Source organism: Pseudomonas sp. FBCC-B1565, assembly GCF_059133265.1.
In genome coordinates, this window is record NZ_CP101438.1 from 3,652,997 (window position 1) to 3,676,974 (window position 23,978).

Consider the following 23,978-nt stretch of genomic DNA (forward strand, 5'->3'; position numbering starts at 1 on the left):
GTCAGATGAGCTGACAGGACATTGAGCGCGACGGTCTACTCTCCCTTGCACAATTGCCCCTGCCCTTCTGACGGTGACTCAAGCGGTCAATCATCAGGAGAAAGTGCATGTCATCGTTTCAAGGTATCTGGGTTCCCGTGGTCACGCCGTTCCATGACGGCGCCATCGACTTTATCGGCCTGCGCCGGCTGGTCAACCACCTGCTGGAAAAGCATGTGGCCGGGATCATGGTGTGCACCACCACCGGCGAAGCCGCGTCGCTGAGCCGCGCCGAACAACTGGCGGTGCTGGATGCGGTGTTGCAGATGGTGCCGGCGCACCGCGTGGTGATGGGTCTGGCGGGCAACAACCAGGTCGAACTGCTGAGCTTCCAGCGTGACATCCTGCAACGCCCGGTGGCCGGTCTGCTGGTGCCCGCGCCGAGTTACATCCGCCCGTCCCAGGCCGGCCTGGAAGCGTTCTTCCGCACCGTGGCGGATGCCTCCAGCGTGCCGATCATTCTGTACGACATTCCCTACCGCACCGGCGCCACGTTCGAGCAGGCCACCCTGCTCAACATCGTCGCCCACGAACGCATCGTGGCGATCAAGGACTGTGGCGGCAACCTGGGCAATACCCTCGCGCTGCTGGCCAGCGGGGAAGTGGATGTGTTGTGTGGCGAAGACCTGCAGATCTTCAACGCACTGTGCCTGGGCGCGACCGGCGCGATTGCGGCCTCGGCGCATGTCCATACGGAACAGTTCGTAGCGCTGTGCCAGCAGGTACGCGACAACCAATTGGCCGACGCGCGGGCGACCTTCATGCAGTTGGTGCCGCTGATCAACACACTGTTCATGGAGCCCAACCCGGCACCGGTCAAAGCCGCCCTGGCCCTGCAAGGCCTGATCGGCAGCGAGTTGCGCGCCCCCATGCAGGCGGCCAGTGCGGCGGTTGTCGCACGCTTGAAGCAGGTGCAGAACCTGCCCGGCTAATGCGCCAAAAACAGATAGCCAGCGGACCGTCCGGTTGCGACCGGACCGATCCCGGCCTATCGTCGAACCCACGCTTTGCCATTTGCTGTCCAACCCATCCGTATTCAGGTGACGACATGCCCACGCTGCCCCGCCCCGCCGTGCTCGAACTGATCGGCAACACGCCGCTGGTTCGGGTCAGCCGGTTCGATACCGGCCCTTGCACGCTGTTTCTCAAACTCGAATCCCAGAACCCCGGTGGCTCCATCAAGGACCGCATCGGCCTGGCCATGATCGACGCCGCCGAACGCGATGGCCGCCTGCGCCCCGGTGGCACCATCATCGAAGCCACCGCCGGCAACACCGGCCTGGGCCTGGCACTGGTCGGTCGCGCCAAGGGCTACCGGGTCGTGTTGGTGGTGCCCGACAAGATGTCCACGGAAAAAGTACTGCACCTCAAGGCCATGGGCGCCGAGGTGCATATCACCCGTTCCGATGTGGGCAAAGGCCACCCCGAGTATTACCAGGACGTGGCCGCACGCCTGGCCAGGGACATTCCGGATGCGTTTTTCGCCGACCAGTTCAACAACCCGGCCAACCCCCTGGCCCACGAAACCAGCACCGCGCCGGAGATCTGGGCGCAAACCCAGCACGATGTAGATGCGATCGTGGTGGGCGTCGGCTCGGCCGGTACCCTCACCGGCCTGACGCGCTTCTTCAAGCGCGTGCAACCGGAGCTGCAAATGGTGCTCGCCGATCCGATGGGTTCGGTGATGGCCGAGTACAGCCGCAGCGGCAAGCTGGAAACGCCAGGCTCTTGGGCCGTAGAAGGCATCGGCGAAGATTTCATCCCGTCGATTGCCGACCTGTCCAGCGTGCGCCACGCCTATTCCATCAGCGATGAAGAAAGCTTCGATCACGCCCGTCAGTTGCTCAAGGCCGAGGGCATTCTCGGCGGCTCGTCCACCGGCACCCTGCTCGCCGCTGCCCTGCGTTACTGCCGCGAACAGACCACGCCCAAGCGTGTGGTCACCTTTGTCTGCGATACCGGCACGCGTTACCTGTCGAAGGTCTACAACGACCAATGGATGAACGACGCCGGCCTGTTGCACTACAAACACTACGGTGACCTGCGCGACCTGATTGCGCGACGCTTCGAAGACGGCCGCGTGATCAGCGTGAGCCCCGACGACACCCTGCTCACCGCGTTCCAGCGCATGCGCCTGGCCGACGTCTCACAGTTGCCAGTGCTGGTGGACGGCCAGCAGCTGGTCGGTGTAATCGATGAATCCGACATCCTGCTCGGCCTGCACCAGGACGCCAGCCACTTCACCCTGAACGTCGCCAGCGCCATGACCACCACCCTGCAAACCCTGGCCCCCAGCGCCAGCCTCGCGCAATTGCAAGCGGAGCTGGATCGCGGCCTGGTCGCCATCATTGCCGACGCGTCGGGCTTCCATGGCCTGATCACCCGCGTCGACCTGCTCAACCACCTCCGGAGATCCCTTGCATGAGTCAGTCTGATAAAAGTGCGTTTGCCACCCGCGTGATCCATGCCGGGCAATCTCCCGACCCGACCACCGGCGCGCTGATGCCGCCAATCTACGCCAACTCCACCTACCTGCAAGACAGCCCCGGCGTGCACAAAGGCTTCGACTACGGCCGCTCCCACAACCCCACGCGGTTTGCCCTTGAGCGCTGCGTGGCCGACCTCGAAGGCGGCAGTCAGGCGTTTGCCTTTGCCTCCGGGCTGGCTGCGATTTCGACGGTGTTGGAGTTGCTGGATGCCGGCGCCCATATCGTCTCCGGCAATGACCTGTACGGCGGCACCTTCCGCCTGTTCGACAAAGTGCGCCAACGCAGCGCCGGGCACCGTTTCAGCTTTGTCGACCTGAGTGACCTGTCGGCGTTTGAAGCAAGTTTGCAGGACGACACGCGCATGGTCTGGGTCGAAACTCCGAGCAACCCGCTGCTGAGCCTCACCGACCTCAGCGCCATTGCGCGCCTCTGCCGGGATCGCGGGATCATCTGCGTGGCCGACAACACCTTCGCCAGCCCGTGGATCCAGCGCCCGCTGGAGCTGGGCTTTGATGTGGTGGTGCACTCCACCACCAAATACCTCAACGGCCATTCCGATGTGATCGGCGGCATTGCCATCGTCGGCGACAACCCCGAACTGGCTGAACGCCTGGGCTTTTTGCAGAACTCGGTAGGCGCCATCGCCGGGCCTTTCGACGCCTTCCTCACCCTGCGCGGCGTAAAAACCCTGGCCCTGCGCATGGAGCGTCATTGCAGCAACGCCCTCGACCTGGCCACCTGGCTGGAACAACAGCCGCAAGTGGCGCGGGTTTACTACCCAGGTCTCATCTCACACCCGCAGCATGAACTGGCGCGCAAACAGATGCGGGGGTTTGGCGGGATGATCTCGATTGACCTCAACAGCGACCTGGCCGGCGCCAGGCGCTTCCTGGAAAACGTCAGGATCTTCGCCCTGGCCGAAAGCCTCGGCGGCGTGGAAAGCCTGATCGAACACCCGGCGATCATGACCCACGCCAGCATCCCGGCGGCGACGCGGGCGCAGTTGGGGATTGGTGATGGGTTGGTACGGTTGTCGGTGGGGGTTGAGGATGTGGAGGATCTGCGTGCCGATTTGGCTCAAGCCCTGGCACATATCTGAATAGGTTGGCTCGGTCTATGTGATGGGCGGGCTCGCTGTGGCGAACTGGCTTGTTGTGGCGAGCGGGCTTGCCCCGCGTTGGGTGGCGAAGCCGCCCCAATAAAAACGCCGCATTCTTTCAGGCAGAATGCGGCGTCTGGTTTTAGGGCTGCTTCGCAGCCCAACGCGGGGCAAGCCCGCTCGCCACAACAGGCCCGCTCACCACAGCAAGCCAGATAGGCGTCAAGCCGAGGTGACCTTGGCCCGCGCCGCATGCAGCTTCTTGTAGCTGTCGATCAAACGCAGATGCCGGTCCAGCCCTTCCAGCTTCATGCTGGTCGGCGTCAGGCCATAGAAGCGCACATCGCCCTTCACCGAGCCAATCACCGCATCCATCCGTTCATTGCCAAACATGCGGCGGAAGTTGGCTTCGTAATCCGCCAGCTCCAGGTCGTCGTCCAGTTCCATCTCCAGCACCGCATTCATCGCCTGGTAGAACAGGCCACGCTCGGCGGTGTTGTCGTTGTATTGCAGGAACATCTCCACGCACTCCTTGGCCTCTTCATATTGCTGCAAGGCCAGGAAGATCAGCAGTTTCAGCTCCAGGATGGTCAGTTGGCCCCAGGCGGTGTTGTCGTCGAACTCGATGCCGATCAGGGTGGTGATATCGGTGTAGTCGTCCAGTTCGCTTTCGATCAGGCGCTCGACCAACGCCTGCAATTCTTCCTCGTTGAGGCGATGCAGGTTGAGAATATCCTCGCGGAAAAACAGCGCCTTGTTGGTGTTGTCCCAGATCAGGTCATCCACCGGGTAGATTTCCGAGTAGTCCGGCACGAGGATGCGGCAGGCGGTGGCGCCGAGGTGTTCGTACACGGCCATGTACGACTCTTTGCCCATGCCTTCGAGAATGCCGAACAGGGTCGCAGCTTCCTGGGCATTCGAGTCTGCGCCTTCGCCGGTGAAGTCCCACTCGACGAACTCGTAATCCGACTGGGCACTGAAGAAGCGCCATGACACCACGCCACTGGAGTCGATGAAGTGCTCGACGAAGTTGTTCGGCTCGGTCACTGCCTGGCCTTCGAAGGTTGGCTGCGGCAGATCGTTCAGGCCCTCAAAGCTACGGCCTTGCAGCAGTTCGGTAAGGCTGCGCTCCAGTGCCACTTCCAGGCTTGGGTGCGCGCCGAAGGAGGCAAACACGCCGCCGGTGCGCGGGTTCATCAGGGTCACGCACATCACCGGGAATTCGCCGCCCAGGGAGGCGTCTTTGACCAACACCGGGAAGCCCTGGGCTTCGAGGCCCTGGATGCCGGCGAGGATGCCGGGGTACTTGGCCAGCACCTCGGCCGGTACGTCCGGCAAGGCGAACTCGCCTTCGATGATTTCACGCTTCACGGCACGCTCGAAGATCTCTGACAGGCACTGCACCTGGGCTTCGGCCAGGGTGTTGCCGGCGCTCATGCCGTTGCTGAGGTAGAGGTTTTCGATCAGGTTGGACGGGAAGTACACCACTTCGCCGTCCGACTGGCGTACGAACGGCAGCGAAACGATGCCGCGCGCTTCATTGCCGGAGTTGGTGTCGAACAGGTGCGAACCACGCAGCTCGCCGTCGCGGTTGTAGACCTTGAGGCAGTAGGCATCGAGGATTTCGCTCGGCAGTTCGTCATCAGGGCCTGGCTGGAACCAGCGCTCATCCGGGTAATGCACGAACGGCGCACTGGCCAGTTCCTCGCCCCAGAACTGATCGTTGTAGAAGAAGTTGCAATTGAGGCGCTCAATGAACTCACCGAGTGCCGACGCCAGGGCGCCCTCTTTGGTCGCGCCCTTGCCGTTGGTAAAGCACATCGGCGAATGCGCATCGCGGATATGCAACGACCAGACGTTGGGCACGATATTGCGCCACGACGCGATCTCGATCTTCATGCCCAAGCCGGCGAGGATGCCGGACATGTTGGCGATGGTCTGTTCCAGCGGCAGGTCCTTGCCGGCGATGTAGGTGCCGCCCTCGGACGTCGAGTTCGGCATCAGCAAGGCCTGGGCATCGGCGTCGAGGTTCTCGACTTCTTCGATGACGAATTCAGGCCCGGCCTGCACCACTTTCTTCACGGTGCAACGGTCGATGGAACGCAAAATGCCCTGGCGGTCCTTCTCGGAAATATCCGCGGGTAACTCGACCTGGATCTTGAAGATCTGGTTGTAGCGGTTCTCCGGGTCGACGATGTTGTTCTGCGACAGGCGAATATTGTCGGTGGGAATATTGCGCGTCTGGCAATACAGCTTCACGAAGTACGCCGCGCACAGCGCCGACGACGCCAGGAAGTAATCGAATGGCCCCGGTGCCGAGCCATCGCCTTTGTAGCGAATGGGCTGGTCGGCAATCACCGTGAAGTCATCGAACTTGGCTTCAAGCCGGAGGTTGTCGAGAAAGTTGACCTTGATTTCCATGGGGGCACACCAGAATAACGGCTAAACAAAAATGGCCGCCATTATGAGGGGTTTCACTGGGAAGTTTCAGGCTTTTGACCAGTGGCTGGCGAATTGACCCATATGGATTAACCTTTTCGCAGTTGGCGCCGATGGACTGAGGGCAACCAGGGAGTAGTCGGAATGCGCAATAACCAGCCCGTAACACAGCGTGAGATTTCCCTCGCGCCTTCGCAAAAACTCATTTCTGCCACGGACGTCCACGGTGTCATCACTTACTGCAACGACGCGTTTGTCGACATCAGCGGCTTTGAACGCGCCGACCTGATCGGCGCGCCGCAGAACATCGTGCGCCACCCGGATGTACCGCCCGCCGTGTTTGCGCACATGTGGAGTGCGCTCAAGCAGGGCCTACCGTGGATGGGCATCGTCAAGAACCGCTCGAAAAACGGCGACCACTATTGGGTCAATGCCTACGTCACACCGATCTTCGATGGCAGCCAGGTGGTCGGTTTCGAGTCGGTGCGGGTCAAGCCCACGGCCGATGAAATCCGCCGGGCCCAGGCCCTCTATCAACGTATCAGCCAAGGTAAACCGGGCGTGCCGCGCCAGGACGCCTGGCTACCGGCCGCGATCAATTGCGTGCCCTACGTGGCCACCGCAGTGGCCGGCAGCCTCGCCGGTCTGTTCCTCGACGCGCCGCTGGCAATTGCCGTGGCCGTCGCCGTCGCGGTGCCAGTGGGCGTGCTCTGCTCACGCTGGCGCCAAGGCAGCACCTTGCGCCTGTTGCAGGGCGTTGAGCCCTCGACGTCGGACGCCTTGATCGCGCAGATGTACAGCGACGCCAGCGGCCCGCAGGCACGTTTGGAGACCGCGTTCCAAAGCCAGGCCGCGCGCCTGAAAACCTGCCTCACCCGCCTGCAGGACAGTGCCGAACAACTGAGCGCCCTGGCCGGGCAGTCCGATCAGTTGGCCACCGCCAGCTCCAAGGGCCTGGACCGCCAGCGCGTCGAAACCGAACAGGTCTCGGCCGCCGTCAACCAGATGGCCGCCACCACCCAGGAAGTCGCCAGCCACGTCCAGCGCACGGCGGATGCCACCCAGCAAGCCAACGTGTTGACCGGGCGCGGCCGGGAAGTCGCGCGGGACACCCGTGAGGCCATCGAGCGTTTGTCCAGCGTGGTCAGCGAAACCGGCGCGACCGTGGCGCAACTGGCGCGGGACAGCGACGAAATCGGCAGCGTGGTGGACGTGATCAAGGCGATTGCCGACCAGACCAACCTGCTGGCCCTCAACGCCGCCATCGAAGCCGCACGTGCCGGTGAGCAAGGCCGCGGCTTTGCCGTGGTCGCCGATGAAGTGCGCCAACTGGCACAGCGCACGTCGCAGTCCACCACCCAGATCCACGCGCTGATTACCCAGTTGCAGGCGTCGTCCAACAACGCCGTGCAAAGCATGGAAAACGGCCAACGCCAGGCCCAGGAAGGCGTGGCCTGGGTGCTCGAAGCCGACCAGGCGCTGGTGGGCATCAGCGAGGCGGTGTCGCATATCACCGACATGACCACCCAGATCGCCGCCGCCACCGAGGAACAGAGCGCGGTGGCCGAAGAGATCAGCCGCAACATCACCACCATCGCCGAACTGGCCGACCAGACGTCGATCCAGGCCCATCAATCCACGGACCTCAGCAAGGAACTGACGAACACTGCGTCCACCCAATATGCGTTGGTTGAGCGGTTCAACCGCTGAGCCGCTGCTGAATGCCTGGCTAGCCGGTTTGTTGTGGCTAGCCGGTGTCCTGTGGCTATCCGGTGACCTGTGGCGAGCGGGCTTGCCCCGCGTTGGGCTGCGTAGCAGCCCCTAAACCAGACACTGAGGAATACCTGACACATCGCAGCTCTCATTGATGGGGCTGCTGCGCAGCCCAACGCGGGGCAAGCCCGCTCGCCACAACAAGCCCGCTCGCCACAACAATCTCCTTCACCACAACATAGTATGCTGAGGCTCACCTCCACCCATTCACGAAGCCCACCCATGTCCATCACGGATAACCTCCTCGCCTTCACCTTCGCCGCCACCCTGCTGACCCTCACACCCGGCCTCGACACAGCACTGGTGCTCAGGACCGCCACGGTCGAAGGCAAGCGCCAGGCGCTGCAAGCCACGCTGGGCATCAACGCCGGCTGCCTGCTGTGGGGCGCTGCGGTTGCCTTCGGTCTGGGCGCACTGATCGCGGTGTCGGAAGTCGCCTTCAACCTGCTCAAGTACTGCGGCGCCGCGTACCTGGCCTGGCTGGGTTTGAACATGCTGCTGCGCCCACGCCGCTCATTGGCCAGCGCCGAGACGGATGGCAAGCCGGCCGGCAACTGGTTTATCAAGGGCATGCTGGGCAACGTGCTCAACCCCAAGGTGGGGATTTTCTACGTGTCGTTCCTGCCGCAGTTCATCCCCCAGGGCCAGCCTTTGGTGCTCTGGACATTTGGCCTAGTCAGCATCCATGTGCTGCTCGGCCTGTTGTGGTCACTGGTGTTGATCGGTGCCACGCAGCCGCTGTCCGGGTTCCTGCGCCGGGAAAAGGTCATCCAGTGGATGGACCGCACCACTGGAATGATCTTCATAGTGTTTGCAGCGCGGTTGGCATTCAGCAGACGCTGAGCCGTACGGACAGTTCGATGTCATCGGCAAACGGCACCGACACATAGCCGTTCTCCGGGGCGCGTACGTGGGCCAGGTATTCAGGGCAGTAATCGGTGTTGTCCGCCACCACCAGCGCGCCGGGACGCAGGTGCTTTTCTACCAGGCCCAGCACATCGCCATACAGCGTCTTGGCGCCGTCCAGCAGCAGCAAGTCCACGCTGTCCGGCAGGTCCCTGGCCAGGGTGACCAGTGCATCGCCTTCGCGGATCTGGATCAGGTCACTCACCCCGCCTTCGATGAAGTGCTCACGCGCCAGGGCGATCTTCGAGGCTTCGAATTCGCTGCCGATCAGCACACCGCCGCCGTTATCGCGCAGCGCAGCGGCCAGGTGCAAGGTGGACAGGCCGAACGACGTGCCAAACTCCACAATCGCCCGCGCCTTGCTGCTGCGCGCCAGCATGTAGAGCAGCTTGCCAGTGTCCCGCGAGACCGGCAGCCACAGGTCCTTGAGCAGCGAATACAGCGCCACGTATTCGGTCTTGCTGTGCATCAGCCGATCGCGTTCCTCCTTGGATACCGAGTTCACCAAGGGGCTGGTAGCGGCGCTGGCTTGGGTATACAGACGTTCGATCAGGGACGCCAAAGGCGCAGTGGTCAGGCTCGACATAATTGATTTCCGTAGAGTGGGGACTAAGATGCGACTAATTCGTCGCATTAAAAGTATGCGAGTGATTCCCATCCTTCGCTATTCGCATTCGCCCTGCTTCCGGAGCCCTGTATGACCAGCCGCCAGACCCCACGTATTTCCACGCGCAAACAGCCGCAACAGGCGCGCTCCACCGAGCTGGTGGCGGCGATTCTCGAAGCGGCTGTTCAGGTTTTGGCCAAGGAAGGCGCCACCCGTTTCACCACCGCACGGGTCGCGGAAAAGGCCGGCGTTAGCGTGGGGTCGGTGTACCAGTACTTCCCCAACAAGGCGGCGATTCTGTTCCGTTTGCAGAGTGATGAGTGGCGGCAAACCACCCGAATGCTGCGCAACATCCTGGAAGAACACGACGTCGCACCGCTGGATCGCCTGCGCAAATTGGTGCATGCCTTTATCCAGTCGGAATGCGAAGAAGCGCAGATGCGTGGGGCATTGAACGATGCGGCACCGCTCTATCGCGATGCGCCGGAAGCGCTGGAAGTCCGGGCGGCAAGCCGGGAGACGTTCGACGCATTCATGCTGGAGTTACTGCCGCAGGTCTCTGAGCAGATACGCGCGCTGGCCTGCGACTTGATTCGCACAACGCTCAGTTCGGTGGGCAAGGATTTTTCTTGCAGCCCACGCACGGCGCAAGAAATCGCTGTGTATGCCGAGGGGATGGCTGATATGTTTCGCGCTTATGTGAATGCGCTTAACCATCCCTGAAGCGCTCTCCCTCCAGCGAAGGACTGCCCATGAATTTCTTCAAGAAGCTGTTCGGCTCGTCAAAAACAGTCGATACCCCACCAGTGGCTGAAGTGGATTCGCCCGACCCCGACAGCGCCAACCTGGCCGCACGCCTGGCCAGCGCCGAATGCCTGGACCGCCACTGGCAGTCTGTGGGCACCGTCGAACAAGACGTCCTCGCCTACCTGATCAGCCCTAGCTTCACCGGCGGCCCCTACTGGCCGTCCACGCGCCAGGCCTACCGCGTGGTACGCCGCGCCAACAGCATCGTGCTGGCAACCGAAGGGTTATCCGACCCGTTCGACGATGCCGAAGGCCTCGGCAATGGCTTCGAAATGGAACTGTTCCTGGAAACCCCCGACATCCCCGAAAATGCCCGCGGCAACCTCGGACACGTCGACCCGCTACGCCATAGCTGGGCATTCGAACTGCTCGAACACGTCGCCAAAACCGTCGCCAACGCCGGCGGCATCACCCAGCAACTGGAAAGTCATGGCGTCCTCTCCCTGGAGCTGCCCGGTTTCAGCCAGTCGCACCTGATGAGCGATCAGTTGCCCAACTTGTTCGTCACCGCAGACGACGCCACCGGCGTCCTGCTGGGCGGACCCGCCCCGGACTTCCCTACCCGCCTCGACGACATGCCGCTCTCTCCGGTGCAACTGGTACCGGTGGTGTTGATCACGGCGGCGGAGCTTGAATATGTGCGTGAAGGTGGGCGCGCCGCGCGGGAGGATCTGGTGGCACGGTTGCAGGCGGCGGGGGTTGGGCATGTGAGTTGTGTCGGTCGGGAAAGTTTGGTTTAGGTGTTTTCATGAGGGGCGGAAATAGCTGCCTCTCGCGACGGGCAGAAAACACGCCACAAGGAGCCTGTTGGATGCCGCCGGGATATCAGGGACAATTCAGTGAGGCCAACTTGGGAAGCACACATCAGGCTCTCCATACTGGCCTTCCATGGTGGTAAATAGAGTGCAAAATATGCCCGTCACACCCAATCAAAATTCCCCAGTCATTTTGGTCCCTGCTCAACAAGACGACTTGGACAATCTCGTAGCCATTCGAATTGAGGCTATGCGTGAAAGTCTAGAGCGAGTCGGGCGATTTGATCCGGTTCGCGCGCGCGAGCGGTTTCTTAGTGGTTTTGAAGCTCGCAACACACACTACATCGAGGTACTTGGAGAGAGGGTTGGTTTTGTAGTGGTCAAGCATCACCACAATGATCTCTTGCTCGACCACTTGTATGTGAGACCGAGCGCGCAAGGATCAGGGATAGGCTCTGTTGTTCTCACTCAGATTTTTAAAGTAGCGGATGCGGCTGCGCTCCCTATTAGAGTTGGAGCTCTCAAAGACAGCGCTTCGAATCGCTTTTATATCCGCCATGGCTTCCAATTCGTCGAAAGCAGTGAATTCGACAATTATTATGTTCGTCCGAGCGTTCTGGCGGTTGGCCCAGCTTGCTAGCTGGGACAGGCGAAATGCCCCCTTTTCTATTTTGCTCTCAACGCATTCGCCAGCCGCACCATAGCCGTTTCGATCTCATGAGCAGTCAAGGACGCATACCCCAACAGCCAACCCTGTGTCTTCTTATCGCCAGCGTACAACCGGCTCAGCCCCGAAAGCTGCACATTCGCGCTCGCCGCCTGGCGAATGGTTTTTTCTTCCGACCAACCCTCGGCAAGCAGACAAGGGATCTGCAGCCCGCCTTGGGGGCGCAGCGCGGTGACTATCCCGTCCAGGTGCTTGCCAATCGCATCGAGTGTGGCGGTTCGGCGTGCAGCATAGAGTTTGCGCATGGCGCGGACATGGGCGTTGTAATGGCCATCTTCCATAAAGCGCGCCAGTGTCAGTTGCAAGACTTGCGGTGTGTGGCCATCCATGATGCTGCGCGCGTAAGTAAAGGTCTTGACCAACTCATGGGGCAGTATCATGTAGCCCATTCGCAGCCCCGGGTAGAGCGTCTTGCTGAAGGTGCCCAGGTAGATCGTGCGCCGGTGCTTGTCCAGGCCTTGCACGCAGGCGGTCGGATGCCCGTCGTAGTGAAACTCGCTGTCGTAGTCGTCTTCGATGATCCACCTGCCCTGCTCCGCCGCCCAGTTGATCAGCTCTAGTCGGCGCTCCAGCGGCAACGTCGCTCCCGTGGGGTATTGATGAGACGGTGTGACATACACGCAGTTGGCACCGCTACGATCCGCCCGCAGCAATTGCGTGCGGATGCCCAGTTCATCGACGTCAATGCCCACGACCTTGGCTTGCGCCGCTTCAAAGGCTTTCCTGGCACCGAAATAGCCCGGATTTTCCAGCAGGATCGATTGACCGGCGTCCACCAGTAACAACGCACACAGGAACAGCGCCTGGCGCGTACTGCTCAACACCAGGATCTGGTCCGGGGAGCACTGGGCCCCGCGCTCAAGGTTCAAGTAGGTGGCGATGGCCTTGCGCAGCGGCGCGGCGCCCTGGGGGTCGCCATGCAGTAGCACGTTGGCGCGATGGTCCTTCATGACCTGGCGTTGCAGGCGCTCCCACACGTCGATGGGGAAAGTGCGGGTTTCCGGCAGGCCGGTGGCAAACGCAGTGACCGCCTGCTGGTCAGTGACGCCACCACTGTTGAAAATCATCCGCCCGCGCAGGCTCAATCCCGCCCTTGGCACCTGCTCCCGGTGGTTGATGTCTTGGGGTTTGCTACGCCTGCGTACTGCGCCATGCAGTTGGGTGCCAAGCGCGTCGCACACGTAGCTGCCCGCCCCCTCACGCCGCACGATGAAGCCATCGCGATGCAATTGCACATAAGCGTTCTCCACCGTGTCGCGCGCAACGCCGAGTGACTTCGACAAGGTCCGGGTAGAAGGTAACTTCAGACCGGGATCAAGGGCGCCATCGAGGATCAACGCCCGTAGTGCGCGCTGAATCCGCTGGTGCAGATCCAACAGCTTGAGCTCGGCATCGTCGAGTCGCATTTTCAGCGTGTCCAACTCGAAGGTTTTTGCCATGTGGTCTGGTCGACTCCATAAAAGTGTAGGGGCGAAACATACCATTTAAGGCCTATAAATGGCGCCTCCCCCAGCACCTGACTTTGCAAGGAGCAAAGCAACATGGCCTCTTCCAACGCCCACTCGCCCATTCGACTACGCGACCTTTTCCACCCGATTGTCGCAGGGTTGGTTTCGGTCATCGTCAACTATGGCGGCACGTTCATTCTGATTTTCCAGGCCGCCAAGGTCGCCGGGCTGAGCCCTGAGCTGACGGCTTCGTGGGTGTGGTCGGTGTCCATCGGCGTGGGCATTACCGGGCTCATTCTCAGCTGGCTGACCCGTGAGCCGATCATTACCGCCTGGTCGACACCTGCGGCGGCGTTTCTGGTGGTCGCACTCGGGACCACCCCCTATGCCGAAGCGATTGGGGCGTACATCCTTTCCGCGGCCGCCTTCGTGCTGCTGGGTTTGTCAGGGCAGTTCGAAAAAGTCATCCGCCTGATTCCCCCTGGCGTGGCCGCAGGGTTGTTGGCCGGTATCCTGCTGAAATTCGGTATCGGCGCGTTCGGCGGCATGAGCGTCGACCCGGTATTGGTCGGGCTGCTGATTACCGCTTACGTGGTACTCAAGCGCTTTACCGCACGCTACGCGGTGGTGGGCATTCTGGTGCTGGGGATGGGTTTTTTGCTGACTCAGGGGCGTGTGGATTTTTCGGGGCTGGCGTTGCAGTTCGCGGTCCCGGTCTTCACCCAGCCTGAGTTCTCGTTGAATGCCCTGCTCAGTGTCGCGCTGCCGTTGTTCCTGATCACCCTGACGGGCCAGTACATGCCAGGCATGCTGGTGCTTCGCAACGATGGCTTCAGCACCAGCGCCAATCCTGTGCTGACCGTGACCGGGCTGGGCTCATTGCTCATGGCGCCCTTCGGCTCCCACGCGTTTAACCTCGCGGCGATTACGGCCGCCATTTGCACCGGCAAGGAAGCTGCGCAAGATCCGTCCAAGCGCTGGATCGCCGGGGTTGCAGCGGGCGTGTGCTACCTCGTGATCGGGATTTTCGGGGTCACCCTTGCAGCGGTGTTCATGGTGCTCCCGGCAACGTTCATCACGACCCTGGCCGGCCTGGCCTTGCTGGGCACGATCGGCGCCAGCATCGCCAGCGCCATGGCTGACAGTCAATCCCGCGAAGCGTCACTGATCACCTTCCTGGCCTGCGCCGCCAACATCACGGTGTTTGGCATCGGTGGGGCGTTCTGGGGATTGTTGATTGGCCTGGGGGCGTACGCCGTACTCAACGGGCGCTGGTCGCGGCGTGAGTCGGTGGTCGGTTCTGCCGTCAAACCTGTTTAAGGACTGAGGATGCCGCCAACTGATGCAGGTGCCTGGTGCAAAGTGATCGCCAGCTAGGTCGTCGGCTCCTCGGCACCAGACGGCGCCCGATAACAGCCTGGCGCCTGTCTGTGCAACGAAGGCCAGCCTTGCGTGTAGCGAGCCATACACTCACTACACGTCCAGAAGATAGCCCCCTTCAGAGCATGGCTTTATTGATAAATAAATTGATACCCAACGATGAAAGAACCGATCTTGTTAGCGTGGGCCGTTACCCGCACCGCCGTCATGCCCCGCTGTATCTGATCATTCAAATCCGCTTTATTCGTGCACAGTTGAATCCAGCGCTCGGTAGTCACATCCTTGATCCACACGCCGGCCTCACAACGGCTCAGCTTTCCCAACGCGGGCCCTGGGAAAGAGATTTCATAGGCTGACTCATAGTGAATGGTATCTCCCGGCAATAAATAAGCAGCGACATCATACCCTTGTATGGAGCAAGCAAAACCGACGCAAAACCAGCCGAAAAAAGCGTCCATGGCGCTTTTTAGTGTTCTCCCGCCCCCGCCACGCAAGACGCCCCTGCAAGCGAAAACCAGTCCAACGACACAACCGATAGCGATATAGGTCGTCCACTCAGGGATCGACGGCATCAAAACGGTCCGCAGGCCGATACGCGACGCCCAGAGCATATAAACGATCCACCCCCCAAGCAGCGCAAACGCGACCAACGTGATCGCGATCTTTCTTGATCTGTTTTCGAACGAAGGGTATTTCACTTCTTGACTACTCAATGACTGACCTCAGGGTGTACTCCCCCCGGTGTCAGGGTAGTTGTCGTGTCCTCCGCTTTTTAAAAGTATTCCGGGGGCGGCAAGAGTAAGGTCATGCCTTTCTATTCAGAAGAACGCAAAGCTGCGCTGTTGAAAATGATGCTTCCGCCCCTGAGCCTGTCAGCGTCGGAGGTCGCGCGCCGTGAAGGTTGTAGCGACATGTCTCTTCATTATTGGCGTAAGCAAGCCGCTGCCAGAGGTTCTCAGTTGTCCGAAAACAAGCAGTCGCCTGAAAGTTGGTCTGCCGAATCCAAGCTCATGGCAGTCATCGAATCATCAGCTTTGTCGGAGCTGGAGCTGAGTGAGTATTGCCGTCGCAACGGTATTTTCCCTGAGCAAATTGACGGCTGGCGCAAAGCTTTCATTGCCAACAGCACTAATCACTCAGCGCTGAAAAAAGGAATCGCTGGTGAGACCAAGGAGGATAAGAACCGGATTCGGGAGCTGGAGCGTGAGCTGCGACGAAAGGATGCAGCGCTGGCTGAAACAGTCGCATTGCTGGTGCTGCGAAAAAAGCTCAATGCCTACTGGGGGAACGACGACGAGGACAATTGACCTTGTTGCCAGAACGGCATCTTCTCGTCGACTGGCTCACCGAAGCCATCACTGCGGGCGCCCGCAGGGCGCCTGCGTGTCTAGAAGTCGGTATTTCGCTACGCACGCTACAACGCTGGATCCTGCCCGAAGCGTTGTTGGCAGATGGGCGCACCACGACGGTGAGGCCAGTGCCGAATAATGCTCTGACTGATGTTGAGCGCCAAGCCATCCTGGCCTTGTGCAACAGCAAGGCCTACGCACATCTGCCACCGAGCCAGATCGTGCCACGGCTCGCTGACGAGGGACGTTACATGGCATCGGAGGCAACCTTTTACCGAGTGCTGCGTGCGGCAGATCAGCAGCATCATCGTTCCCGCGCCAAACGCCCGCATCGCCATGAAGCACCCACCACCTACGCGGCGACAGCCGCCAATCAGGTGTGGTCTTGGGATATCACGTACCTGCCGTCGCCAGTTCGTGGGAAGTTTTACTACCTCTATTTGATCGAAGATATCTACAGCCGAAAGGCTGTGGGCTGGGAAGTTTACGAAGCAGAAAACGGTGAAAAAGCCGCTGTCCTACTGCAACGAAGTGTCACTACAGAGAAGTGCTGGCGTCAGCCGCTGGTGCTTCACTCGGACAATGGCGCACCGATGAAATCGGTGACGTTACTGACCAAGATGTACGACCTGGGTATCACGCCATCGAGAGGAAGACCCCGGGTAAGCAACGATAATCCTTACTCTGAGTCGCTGTTTAGAACGCTGAAGTACTGCCCGCAGTGGCCGCAGGATGGATTTGGCAGCCTGGATGACGCGCGTATCTGGGTCAGGAATTTTATGGCTTGGTACAACACCGAGCATCGTCATAGCCGAATCCGCTTCGTGACACCCGCCCAGCGCCACGAGGGAAAAGACCGGGAAATCTTGGCCCGGAGGGCGGCAATCTATGGGCAAGCGAGAGAAAAAAGGCCTGAAAGGTGGTCAGGCGAGACACGCAACTGGAACCCTATCGGGACGGTGTACCTCAATCCCGAAAGGGAGCTGACAGTTGTCGTGAAGGTCGCCTAGCAAGACGGGAGACACGACAACTACCTTGAAAAACGCCGACTCCGTATGATGCAGCAAAAACCAACCGATACCTGACTTCTTCCAGTGTTGCACCGCCCCTCACGAGGTTGCGCTCAGTGCCTGGCTCCGCGACACAGCCCGCCCGGCGATAAAACCGTATAGCTCGTTCATTAAGGCTCAACACCCAAAGCGTCAGACCCTGATAGCCCTGCTCGCTCAGATACTCAACGCCGGCCGTCCACAACGCCAGCCCCACGCCTGTTTGCCAGTACCCGGCCAACACATAGATGGCCATGACCTCACCGGTGTTGGCACCCGCAGCCTCCTCGTCACGGCTGGCACCGACCGATATCCAACCGACCACCTGTCCGTCCACCTCCGCGACCCAAACCTTGGGCTCGTCCGACTCAATCGAGTGCATCCAGAAGGATTCACGCTGCGCCAGGGTCGCTTGCAACCCGCTCAAATACTCGGCAGGCATCAGGTCACGGTAGGCGTCCTGCCAACTGCTGATATGCACTTGGGCAATGGCCCTTGCGTCGTCGGGTAATGCCTTGCGGATCATATCGGTATTCCTTGTTCAGACGATGTTCGTCAAGTAAACCCATGCCTCATGACCGTTTATATTCGCCGGGTGGCGAGGTGGCTATCCGGCTTCGAACAAATCGCTGTCTGGGCGCACACATTGGCTGATATGTTGCGAACCTCACAAGCAAAGGGAAGCGCTATGCCACCGTTAGCCAGCAACGCCGCACTGCTGATCATCGACATGCAGCAAGGCATGAACCAGCCGAAGCTGGGACGCCGCAACAACCCCAGTGCCGAAGCGCAGATACAGCGCCTGCTGCACGCGTGGCGGCAGTCCAACCGCCCGGTGGTGCATATCCGCCACATGTCCCGCTCGCCCGACTCGGTGTTCTGGCCCGGCCAACCGGGTTGCGAGTTCCAGCCGGCGCTGCAACCGCTGGCGCATGAACATGTGGTGGAGAAGAACGTCCCGGATGCCTTCACAGCCACGGGTCTGGAGCGCTGGTTGCATGCGCGCGGGATCCACCAACTGGTGATCGTCGGCGTGATCACCAACAACTCGGTCGAGTCCACGGCACGTTCGGGCGGCAACCTGGGGTTTGAAGTGAAGGTGGTTTCGGACGCCTGCTACACCTTCGATCAAACGGATCTGTCCGGGCGCCTGTGGCCAGCCGAGGATGTGCATGCGCTGTCGCTGAGCAACCTGGCGATGGACTATGCCGGGGTTTTGGAAACCACTGAAATCCTCGATGGGTTGTGAGCATGACGCATGAGACCGGCAAGCGAATCGTGGTGATTGGCGCGGGTATCGTCGGCGCATCCTTGGCCTATCATCTGGCGCGCAAAGGCGCGCATGTCACCCTCGTCGAGGCCCAGGAGATTGCATCCGGCGTGACCGCCACCTCGTTCGCCTGGCTCAACACCTCACGCAACGCACCTGACCCGATCGCGCGCTTGCGCGGTGCAGCCATCGGCGATTATCACCGCCTCGAAAAAGAATTGCCCGACCTGAAGATACAGTGGACCGGGGCCCTGTGTTACGGCGCTGGAACGGATGAGGCCCTGCCTGCCTCAAGTCACGGGAGCCTGGCAACCCAGGTGACGCGCTCGCGCATCCTCGAACTGGAGCCAAACTTGAATGATCCTCCTGAGCAGGCGCTGTTCAAAGCCGAGGAAGGCGCGCTGGATGCGGTGCAAACGACCCATGTGCTGATCGCCGGTGCCAAGGCCCGGGGTGCGAACGTCCTGACCCAGACTCGGGTGCTCGGTTTCACGACCCTCAGCGGCCAGGTGACCGGCGTTGACACCACCGTGGGCACCCTGGACGCCGACACCGTGGTCATCGCCGCCGGGACCGGCACCAAGGCACTGACCGCGATGCTGGACGCTCCCCTTCCTGTAGAAGCCTCACCGTCGATCTTTATCCGTTACGCAGCACAACCCGGTGTTGTGCGCACCCTGATCTCCAACGCCGACATGGAGGTGCGACAAAAGGCCGATGGCACCCTGCTGGTGGCGGAAGACTACCGCAGCGACGCGCCGCACGATCACCCCTCATTGATCGCCCTGCAAACAGCCAAGGCCATCGAGGAACAACTGCGCGGCATTGGCTCACTCGGGCCGCCAATCACTCACGTGGGGCTTCGCCCGATTCCCGTGGATGGCCTCCCCATTATCGGCTACCTGCCAACCGTGGGTGGCGTCTACGTGTGCGTCATGCACCCAGGCGTGGTACTGGCACCCGTTGTGGGCCGGTTGGCCAGTGAAGAGATCATGGACAACACCCTCTTCGATGCGCTTGAACCCTGCCGTCCCGGTCGATTCGTTCAACGGCTGACGCCCGCATCCTGAAGCATTTCCAAGAGCCTCTCCGGCCACACCGTTTCTTCTGTTGCTCGCAGTTCAGCGGCGGACCACCAGCGATGGTCGGCCATCACCTGTGTCTCATGCGCAGTCCATTCGGCTTTTGACAGCGCCTCACTTGGCGCCTGAACCACAAAATACTGTTCGATGGCCAACACCGTTTCGCCACAGGGCAACATCAACGTCACGCGGCGGTCCCCTACAGGCGCAGCAACGGCGTCCACCTCTATGCCGGTTTCTTCGCGCAGCTCACGTATCGCAGCCGCCTCGAAGGTTTCTCCGGCCTCAACACCGCCACCTGGGGTCGCCCAGTAATTTTGCCCGGCCAGTGCCCCGTCTTTATGTACGAACCTGAACAGTAGCACTGCGTGTGAGGGGCTGATCACCAGTAGCCGTGCGGCCTTTCGCTCGCGCATTGTTTTATGCCTTCCTTGAAACGTGGGTTTGATGCGGCGCTCGCCCAATATCCCGTTGATTTCCGGCACTTCATCAGTCGCCCATTTGCACGAAAACCTCGCGTTGGGTGAACTGACGGTGACGGACGAGGTGTTTGCCGAACTGAACGCTATCGCGGGCTGACCGCGTCAGGCGTTCAAGCGTTGTGCGATGGCCTTACGCAGCTCCCCATGCGGGTCTTCTGCGTAAGGCAACGCGTTTTTCCAGTCATAAAACCACGCTGGCATCCGGCGTTTGTCATCCGGCTCCGAGGCGTAGCGCGGGAACAGATGGCAGTGCAGTTCCGGCTCCGAATTGCCGAGGATCTCGTAGTTCATGCGCAATGCGCCGGTAGCCTGCAACACCGCGTCACCCAGGCGCGCCATGTCGAGCAGGTAGGTGGTACGGGCCTCTGTATCCAGGTCGTTGAGGCTGGCAACCACGGGATCTGGCAGCAACAGGCAATAGCCGGGCAGGAACTGCACATCGCCCATCACCGCCCAGCCCGAGGCCATGCGGCAGATGACCTTGTCATTGGTGCCGTTGCGGGCCTGTGCTACGCGTTCGGTGATAAGCGCCATGCAAAATCCTTGGTAGAGATGAGGTCCAGGCGGCATCTTAACGCGACTCCGAGCACTGGAATCAACCCATGCACATAGCCCAACGTTAGCGAACCGGCTTGTTGTGGCGAGCCCGCTTGCCACAGGAAGTCGGCTCACCACAAACACCCGCACACAGCATCAATCCAATGCCAATTCCACCACCCCGCCGTTCAACCGCACCGGCCATACCCGCAACCGCTGCTCCGGGGTCTCCAGGCACTGCCCGTCTTCCAGCCGGTAATGCTGCTTGTAGATGGGCGCCGCCACCACCAGGTCGCCCTTGATGCTGCCGATCAAACCGCGACCGATCACATTCGCCCCGGACTCCGGGTCGTGATTGTCGATGGCATACAGCGTCTGCGCCTGCGCGCCCGGCAGGTAGAACAACGCGACTTGCGCGCCGTCCAGCCACACCACCACGCCGGAGTCGCGCACCAGGTCTTGCTCGCGGCACACCTGTGTCCAGGTGGCCAGGTGGCGTTGGGTATTGGTTTGGCTCATCAGGCAATCTCCTCGGTGACGGCAATCAGGTTGAGTTCAGCAGCCATGATCGGCCGGCGTTGGCCGCGTTCCTGGACGAAGTGGATGTCCGGGTCGGGGCGTTTGTCGTTGACGAAGGTGCGGAAGCGCTTGAGTTTTTCCGGGTCCTTGAGGGCGTTGGCCCACTCGCATTCGTAGCGGTCGACCACCAGTTGCATCTGCGCTTCGAGTTCGGCGCCCAGGCCCAGGCTGTCGTGCAGGATCACGTCCTTGAGGAAATCCAGGCCGCCTTCCAGGCTCTCGCGCCACACCGAGGTGCGCTGCAACTTGTCGGCGGTGCGGATATAGAACATCAGAAAGCGGTCGATGTAGCGGATCAGCGTGGCGTCATCCAGGTCGGTGGCGAACAGCTCCGCATGGCGCGGACGCATGCCGCCGTTGCCGGCGATGTAGAGGTTCCAGCCCTTCTCGGTGGCGATCACGCCCACGTCCTTGCTCTGGGCTTCGGCGCACTCGCGGGTGCAGCCGGACACCGCGAACTTGAGCTTGTGCGGCGAACGCAGGCCCTTGTAGCGATCCTCGATCAGCAGCGCCATTTTCACGCTGTCTTGCACGCCGTAGCGGCACCAGGTGCTGCCCACGCAAGACTTCACCGTACGCGTGGACTTGCCATACGCATGCCCGGTCTCGAAACCCGCCGCGATCAACTCGCCCCAGATATCCGGCAACTCGTGAAGCTGTGCGCCAAACAGGTCAATGCGCTGGCCGCCGGTGATCTTGGTGTAGAGGTCGTATTTCTTCGCCACCTCGCCGATCACGATGAGTTTTTCCGCGGTGATCTCGCCGCCAGGAATACGCGGCACCACCGAGTAGGTGCCGTTTTTCTGCATGTTGGCCATGAACGTATCGTTGGTGTCCTGCAATGGCACCAGGGAAGCGTCCATGATCGGCTGGTTCCAGCACGACGCCAGGATCGAACCCACCGCCGGCTTGCACACGTCGCAACCGGTATGGCCACGGCCGTGCTTGGCCAGCAGTTCGTCGAAGGTGATGATGCCTTCCACACGCACCAGCGCGTACAGCTCCTGCCGGGTGTAGGCGAAGTGTTCGCACAGGCTCTTGTCGACACTCACGCCACGCGCAATCAGTTCATGTTCGAACACCTGCTTGAGCAACCCGGCGCAGCCACCGCAACCGGTGCAGGCCTTGGTCTGGGACTTGAGCAGGCCGAGGTCGCTGCAACCGCCGTCGATCGCAGAGCAGATCGCACCTTTGGTCACGTTATGGCAAGAACACACGGTGGCCGATTCCGGCAGCGCACCGGGGCCGAGGGTGGGTGCGCCGCTGGTGGATGGCAGGATCAGGCCGGCCGGTTCGGACGGCAGTGTGATGCCGTTCTGCATGTACTGCAGCAAAGTGTCGTAGTAGCTGTTGTCCCCGACCAGTACGGCACCAATCACCTGCTTACCCGAAGCATCCACCACCAGGCGGCGGTAGCTCGCGCTGGCCTCGTCGATGAATTGATAGCTGCGCGCGCCAGGCGTGTGGGCGTGGGCATCGCCGATGGAGCCCACGTCCACGCCGAGCAACTTGAGCTTGGTCGACATGTCGGCGCCCACAAACGGCTCGGCGGTTTGCCCACAGAGCAGCGCGGCGACGCCCCGGGCCATCTGGTAGCCCGGCGCGACCAGGCCGAACAGGCTGCCGTTCCAGGAAGCGCATTCGCCAATCGCGTAGATATTCGGGTCGCAGCTCAGGCATTCGTCGTTGATCACCACGCCGCCACGCGGGCCGATGTCCAGGCCGGCCTGGCGGGCCAGTGCGTCCTGGGCGCGGATGCCGGCGGAGAACACGACCAGGTCGGCTTCGAGGAATTCGTCATTGGCAAAGTTCATGCGGTAGCGGTACTGCTCGCCGGCGCTGATCGACTGGGTCGCACGGGACAAATGCACGCCCACGCCCAGCCGCTCGATCTGCGCCTTGAGCGCCAGGCCGCCGAAGTCATCCAGTTGCACCGGCATCAAGCGCGGCGCGAATTCCACCACGTGGGCTTCAAGGCCCAGGCTTTTCAGCGCGTTGGCGGCTTCCAGGCCCAGCAGGCCACCGCCCACCACCACGCCGCGTCGGGCATTGGCGGCGGCCTTGCGGATCGCATCCAGGTCTTCCAGGGTGCGATACACCAGGCGCGAGTCGCCCTCGGCGCCTTCGATTGGCGGCACGAACGGATAGGAGCCGGTGGCCAGCACCAGCTTGTCGTAGGGCACGCAGCCGTTGGCGGTGATCACCTCACAGCGGGCGCGGTCGATCTCCAGCACCGGCACGCCCAGGTGCAGGGTCACCCCCGGCGTCTGGTACAGCGCAGCGTCGGACAGCGCCAGCGACTCGGCATCGCGCCCGGTGAAATACTCGGACAGATGCACCCGGTCATAGGCGCGCATCGGCTCCTCGCTGAACACATGCAAACGGTAGTGATCCAGCGCGCCGCGTTCGATCAGTTGCGCCACACAGTGGTGGCCGACCATGCCATTGCCGACGACGATCAGGGTTTTGAGACTGTTCATATAAATCACCTGACAAAGCTCATCACGGTTTTAAAAGCAAAAAAAAACGCCTGAAACCTTGCGGTTCCAGGCGTCTTTGCCTGTTCTTGTGCGGGTTTGGATCGGGCGACTGCGCCGGATTCACCGCTATTGCCCTGGTTGTCGATCGTCGTTGACCGAGGTGGGTTGCAGGGGAGCTTGCAGGGTCTGTGCCAAGCGAAGACCCGGCCCGCGCTTACTGCATTACGCGCTCAACAACGGCTATGAACGTGAGCAGAATCGCCTCCAACTGGTGCGCCTCGCGTCATAAAAGTGCACAACCCTTCCTCCTGTGGTGAGGGGCTTGTTGTGGTGAGTGGGGCTGTTGTGGTGAGCGGGCTTGCCCCGCGTTGGGCTGCGTAGCGGCCCTAAAGGTAAACGCCGCGATCTTTCTGGAAGATCGCGGCGTCTGGATCAGGGCTGCTTCGCAGCCCAACGCGGGGCAAGCCCGCTCACCACAACAAGCCCGCTCACCACAACAAGCCCGCTCACCACAACAGCCCCACTCACCACAACAAGCTCGCTCACCACAAAAAGCCCGGCCACCACAACAACCCCATTCACCCAGCAAATTGCATCAGGAAAAACCTGGCGCGTGACTTGCTAGGAACACTCCAACCGGGCAGTCAACGCAGACTGCCCTCTCACGACAAAGGCGCCGTG

21 protein-coding genes and 2 pseudogenes are annotated in these 23,978 nt (G+C 61.2%); 14 read left to right on the plus strand and 9 right to left on the minus strand.

Going from position 1 to position 23,978, the window contains the following annotated elements; genetic code table 11:
• The first annotated feature begins 107 nt into the window (after positions 1-107).
• The 3 genes from dapA (at position 108) to NL123_RS17185 (ending at position 3,627) form a co-directional block, all read left to right on the plus strand.
• A complete protein-coding gene (gene dapA / locus NL123_RS17175) occupies positions 108-971 on the plus strand; it encodes a 4-hydroxy-tetrahydrodipicolinate synthase (RefSeq protein ID WP_494355880.1) in 864 nt (287 codons plus the stop codon).
• Positions 972-1,087: 116 nt separating this feature from the next.
• On the plus strand, positions 1,088-2,464 hold the full coding sequence (locus NL123_RS17180; protein ID WP_494355881.1) for a pyridoxal-phosphate dependent enzyme: 1,377 nt from the start codon (positions 1,088-1,090) through the stop codon (positions 2,462-2,464).
• Positions 2,461-3,627: a cystathionine gamma-synthase gene (locus NL123_RS17185; protein ID WP_494355882.1), complete on the plus strand. Its 1,167-nt coding sequence runs from the start codon at positions 2,461-2,463 to the stop codon at positions 3,625-3,627. Before NL123_RS17180 ends, NL123_RS17185 begins: the two co-directional genes overlap by 4 nt.
• 222 nt (positions 3,628-3,849) lie before the next feature.
• Here NL123_RS17185 and NL123_RS17190 read toward each other — a convergent pair whose 3' ends face one another.
• The gene (locus tag NL123_RS17190) at positions 3,850-6,048 is read right to left on the minus strand and encodes an OsmC domain/YcaO domain-containing protein (RefSeq protein ID WP_494355883.1); all 2,199 of its coding nucleotides are present in this window, start codon (positions 6,046-6,048) and stop codon (positions 3,850-3,852) included.
• A 162-nt stretch (positions 6,049-6,210) separates the two neighbouring features.
• Between NL123_RS17190 and NL123_RS17195 the strand changes: the two are divergent.
• The 3 genes and pseudogenes from NL123_RS17195 to NL123_RS17205 all read left to right on the plus strand — a co-directional run.
• Positions 6,211-6,483: pseudogene (locus tag NL123_RS17195) on the plus strand (PAS domain-containing protein); the annotation flags it as partial.
• Positions 6,484-6,741: 258 nt separating this feature from the next.
• Entirely contained in the window at positions 6,742-7,776 is a 1,035-nt protein-coding gene (locus NL123_RS17200) for a methyl-accepting chemotaxis protein (protein WP_494358322.1), read from the plus strand.
• Positions 7,777-8,061: 285 nt separating this feature from the next.
• On the plus strand, positions 8,062-8,682 hold the full coding sequence (locus tag NL123_RS17205; protein WP_494355884.1) for a LysE family translocator: 621 nt from the start codon (positions 8,062-8,064) through the stop codon (positions 8,680-8,682).
• Here NL123_RS17205 and NL123_RS17210 read toward each other — a convergent pair.
• Complete coding sequence (locus NL123_RS17210) at positions 8,669-9,331, minus strand: O-methyltransferase (protein WP_494355885.1); 663 nt, start codon at positions 9,329-9,331, stop codon at positions 8,669-8,671. The two genes, NL123_RS17205 and NL123_RS17210, sit on opposite strands and share 14 nt — an antisense overlap.
• Positions 9,332-9,442: 111 nt before the next feature.
• On the opposite strand from NL123_RS17210, the gene NL123_RS17215 reads away from it, so the two are divergent.
• The 3 genes from NL123_RS17215 (at position 9,443) to NL123_RS17225 (ending at position 11,554) form a co-directional block, all read left to right on the plus strand.
• Positions 9,443-10,075, plus strand: a complete 633-nt coding sequence (locus tag NL123_RS17215; RefSeq protein WP_494355886.1) for a TetR/AcrR family transcriptional regulator — start codon at positions 9,443-9,445, stop codon at positions 10,073-10,075.
• Positions 10,076-10,104: 29 nt separating this feature from the next.
• Positions 10,105-10,899 carry a suppressor of fused domain protein gene (locus NL123_RS17220; RefSeq protein ID WP_494355887.1) on the plus strand — a complete coding sequence of 265 codons (795 nt, stop codon included), beginning with the start codon at positions 10,105-10,107 and terminating at the stop codon, positions 10,897-10,899.
• 172 nt (positions 10,900-11,071) lie between these two features.
• The gene (locus NL123_RS17225; RefSeq protein WP_494355888.1) at positions 11,072-11,554 is read left to right on the plus strand and encodes a GNAT family N-acetyltransferase; all 483 of its coding nucleotides are present in this window, start codon (positions 11,072-11,074) and stop codon (positions 11,552-11,554) included.
• A gap of 26 nt (positions 11,555-11,580) precedes the next feature.
• Here NL123_RS17225 and pdxR read toward each other — a convergent pair whose 3' ends face one another.
• Positions 11,581-13,080, minus strand: coding sequence for a MocR-like pyridoxine biosynthesis transcription factor PdxR (pdxR, locus tag NL123_RS17230; protein WP_494355889.1), 1,500 nt, complete (start codon positions 13,078-13,080; stop codon positions 11,581-11,583).
• Positions 13,081-13,182: 102 nt separating this feature from the next.
• Between pdxR and NL123_RS17235 the strand changes: the two genes are divergently transcribed.
• Positions 13,183-14,409, plus strand: a complete 1,227-nt coding sequence (locus NL123_RS17235; protein ID WP_494355890.1) for a benzoate/H(+) symporter BenE family transporter — start codon at positions 13,183-13,185, stop codon at positions 14,407-14,409.
• A 191-nt stretch (positions 14,410-14,600) separates the two neighbouring features.
• On the opposite strand, the gene NL123_RS17240 is transcribed toward NL123_RS17235, so the two are convergent.
• On the minus strand, positions 14,601-15,182 hold the full coding sequence (locus NL123_RS17240; protein WP_494355891.1) for a hypothetical protein: 582 nt from the start codon (positions 15,180-15,182) through the stop codon (positions 14,601-14,603).
• A gap of 93 nt (positions 15,183-15,275) precedes the next feature.
• Here NL123_RS17240 and NL123_RS17245 point away from each other — a divergent pair.
• Positions 15,276-16,828 (plus strand): IS3 family transposase gene (locus NL123_RS17245; protein ID WP_494355892.1). Its coding sequence is split into 2 segments (ribosomal slippage): positions 15,276-15,738 and positions 15,738-16,828, totalling 1,554 coding nucleotides; the frame shifts between segments, so codons are not numbered across the junction.
• Between the two features lie 61 nt (positions 16,829-16,889).
• Here NL123_RS17245 and NL123_RS17250 read toward each other — a convergent pair.
• Positions 16,890-17,393, minus strand: a pseudogene (locus NL123_RS17250) (GNAT family N-acetyltransferase); the annotation flags it as partial.
• A gap of 162 nt (positions 17,394-17,555) precedes the next feature.
• Between NL123_RS17250 and NL123_RS17255 the strand changes: the two are divergent.
• Both NL123_RS17255 and NL123_RS17260 read left to right on the plus strand, forming a co-directional pair.
• Positions 17,556-18,116 carry a cysteine hydrolase family protein gene (locus NL123_RS17255; protein WP_494355893.1) on the plus strand — a complete coding sequence of 187 codons (561 nt, stop codon included), beginning with the start codon at positions 17,556-17,558 and terminating at the stop codon, positions 18,114-18,116.
• A gap of 2 nt (positions 18,117-18,118) precedes the next feature.
• A complete protein-coding gene (locus tag NL123_RS17260; protein WP_494355894.1) occupies positions 18,119-19,207 on the plus strand; it encodes an NAD(P)/FAD-dependent oxidoreductase in 1,089 nt (362 codons plus the stop codon).
• On the opposite strand, the gene NL123_RS17265 is transcribed toward NL123_RS17260, so the two are convergent.
• Positions 19,183-19,635 carry an NUDIX hydrolase gene (locus NL123_RS17265; protein WP_494355895.1) on the minus strand — a complete coding sequence of 151 codons (453 nt, stop codon included), beginning with the start codon at positions 19,633-19,635 and terminating at the stop codon, positions 19,183-19,185. The genes NL123_RS17260 and NL123_RS17265 overlap by 25 nt on opposite strands.
• 31 nt (positions 19,636-19,666) lie before the next feature.
• Here NL123_RS17265 and NL123_RS17270 point away from each other — a divergent pair, with 31 nt between their 5' ends.
• Positions 19,667-19,798 carry a hypothetical protein gene (locus tag NL123_RS17270; RefSeq protein WP_310862986.1) on the plus strand — a complete coding sequence of 44 codons (132 nt, stop codon included), beginning with the start codon at positions 19,667-19,669 and terminating at the stop codon, positions 19,796-19,798.
• Positions 19,799-19,803: 5 nt separating this feature from the next.
• On the opposite strand, the gene NL123_RS17275 is transcribed toward NL123_RS17270, so the two are convergent.
• The 3 genes from NL123_RS17275 to nirB form a co-directional block, all read right to left on the minus strand.
• Positions 19,804-20,235, minus strand: a complete 432-nt coding sequence (locus NL123_RS17275; RefSeq protein WP_494355896.1) for an HIT family protein — start codon at positions 20,233-20,235, stop codon at positions 19,804-19,806.
• 159 nt (positions 20,236-20,394) lie between these two features.
• Positions 20,395-20,757: a nitrite reductase small subunit NirD gene (gene nirD / locus NL123_RS17280; protein WP_494355897.1), complete on the minus strand. Its 363-nt coding sequence runs from the start codon at positions 20,755-20,757 to the stop codon at positions 20,395-20,397.
• Positions 20,757-23,297: a nitrite reductase large subunit NirB gene (gene nirB, locus NL123_RS17285; RefSeq protein ID WP_494355898.1), complete on the minus strand. Its 2,541-nt coding sequence runs from the start codon at positions 23,295-23,297 to the stop codon at positions 20,757-20,759. The genes nirD and nirB overlap by 1 nt, the downstream gene beginning before the upstream one ends.
• Positions 23,298-23,978 lie beyond the last annotated feature (681 nt).

What these genes read in the sequence shown, in the direction of transcription:
- dapA (WP_494355880.1), top strand. Translation starts at nt 108, where the DNA reads ATGTCATCGTTTCAAGGTATCTGGGTTCCCGTGGTCACGCCGTTCCAT.
- NL123_RS17180 (WP_494355881.1), top strand. Translation starts at nt 1,088, where the DNA reads ATGCCCACGCTGCCCCGCCCCGCCGTGCTCGAACTGATCGGCAACACG.
- NL123_RS17185 (WP_494355882.1), top strand. Translation starts at nt 2,461, where the DNA reads ATGAGTCAGTCTGATAAAAGTGCGTTTGCCACCCGCGTGATCCATGCC.
- NL123_RS17190 (WP_494355883.1), bottom strand. Translation starts at nt 6,048, where the DNA reads ATGGAAATCAAGGTCAACTTTCTCGACAACCTCCGGCTTGAAGCCAAG.
- NL123_RS17205 (WP_494355884.1), top strand. Translation starts at nt 8,062, where the DNA reads ATGTCCATCACGGATAACCTCCTCGCCTTCACCTTCGCCGCCACCCTG.
- NL123_RS17210 (WP_494355885.1), bottom strand. Translation starts at nt 9,331, where the DNA reads ATGTCGAGCCTGACCACTGCGCCTTTGGCGTCCCTGATCGAACGTCTG.
- NL123_RS17215 (WP_494355886.1), top strand. Translation starts at nt 9,443, where the DNA reads ATGACCAGCCGCCAGACCCCACGTATTTCCACGCGCAAACAGCCGCAA.
- NL123_RS17220 (WP_494355887.1), top strand. Translation starts at nt 10,105, where the DNA reads ATGAATTTCTTCAAGAAGCTGTTCGGCTCGTCAAAAACAGTCGATACC.
- NL123_RS17225 (WP_494355888.1), top strand. Translation starts at nt 11,072, where the DNA reads ATGCCCGTCACACCCAATCAAAATTCCCCAGTCATTTTGGTCCCTGCT.
- pdxR (WP_494355889.1), bottom strand. Translation starts at nt 13,080, where the DNA reads ATGGCAAAAACCTTCGAGTTGGACACGCTGAAAATGCGACTCGACGAT.
- NL123_RS17235 (WP_494355890.1), top strand. Translation starts at nt 13,183, where the DNA reads ATGGCCTCTTCCAACGCCCACTCGCCCATTCGACTACGCGACCTTTTC.
- NL123_RS17255 (WP_494355893.1), top strand. Translation starts at nt 17,556, where the DNA reads ATGCCACCGTTAGCCAGCAACGCCGCACTGCTGATCATCGACATGCAG.
- NL123_RS17260 (WP_494355894.1), top strand. Translation starts at nt 18,119, where the DNA reads ATGACGCATGAGACCGGCAAGCGAATCGTGGTGATTGGCGCGGGTATC.
- NL123_RS17265 (WP_494355895.1), bottom strand. Translation starts at nt 19,635, where the DNA reads ATGCGCGAGCGAAAGGCCGCACGGCTACTGGTGATCAGCCCCTCACAC.
- NL123_RS17270 (WP_310862986.1), top strand. Translation starts at nt 19,667, where the DNA reads ATGCGGCGCTCGCCCAATATCCCGTTGATTTCCGGCACTTCATCAGTC.
- NL123_RS17275 (WP_494355896.1), bottom strand. Translation starts at nt 20,235, where the DNA reads ATGGCGCTTATCACCGAACGCGTAGCACAGGCCCGCAACGGCACCAAT.
- nirD (WP_494355897.1), bottom strand. Translation starts at nt 20,757, where the DNA reads ATGAGCCAAACCAATACCCAACGCCACCTGGCCACCTGGACACAGGTG.
- nirB (WP_494355898.1), bottom strand. Translation starts at nt 23,297, where the DNA reads ATGAACAGTCTCAAAACCCTGATCGTCGTCGGCAATGGCATGGTCGGC.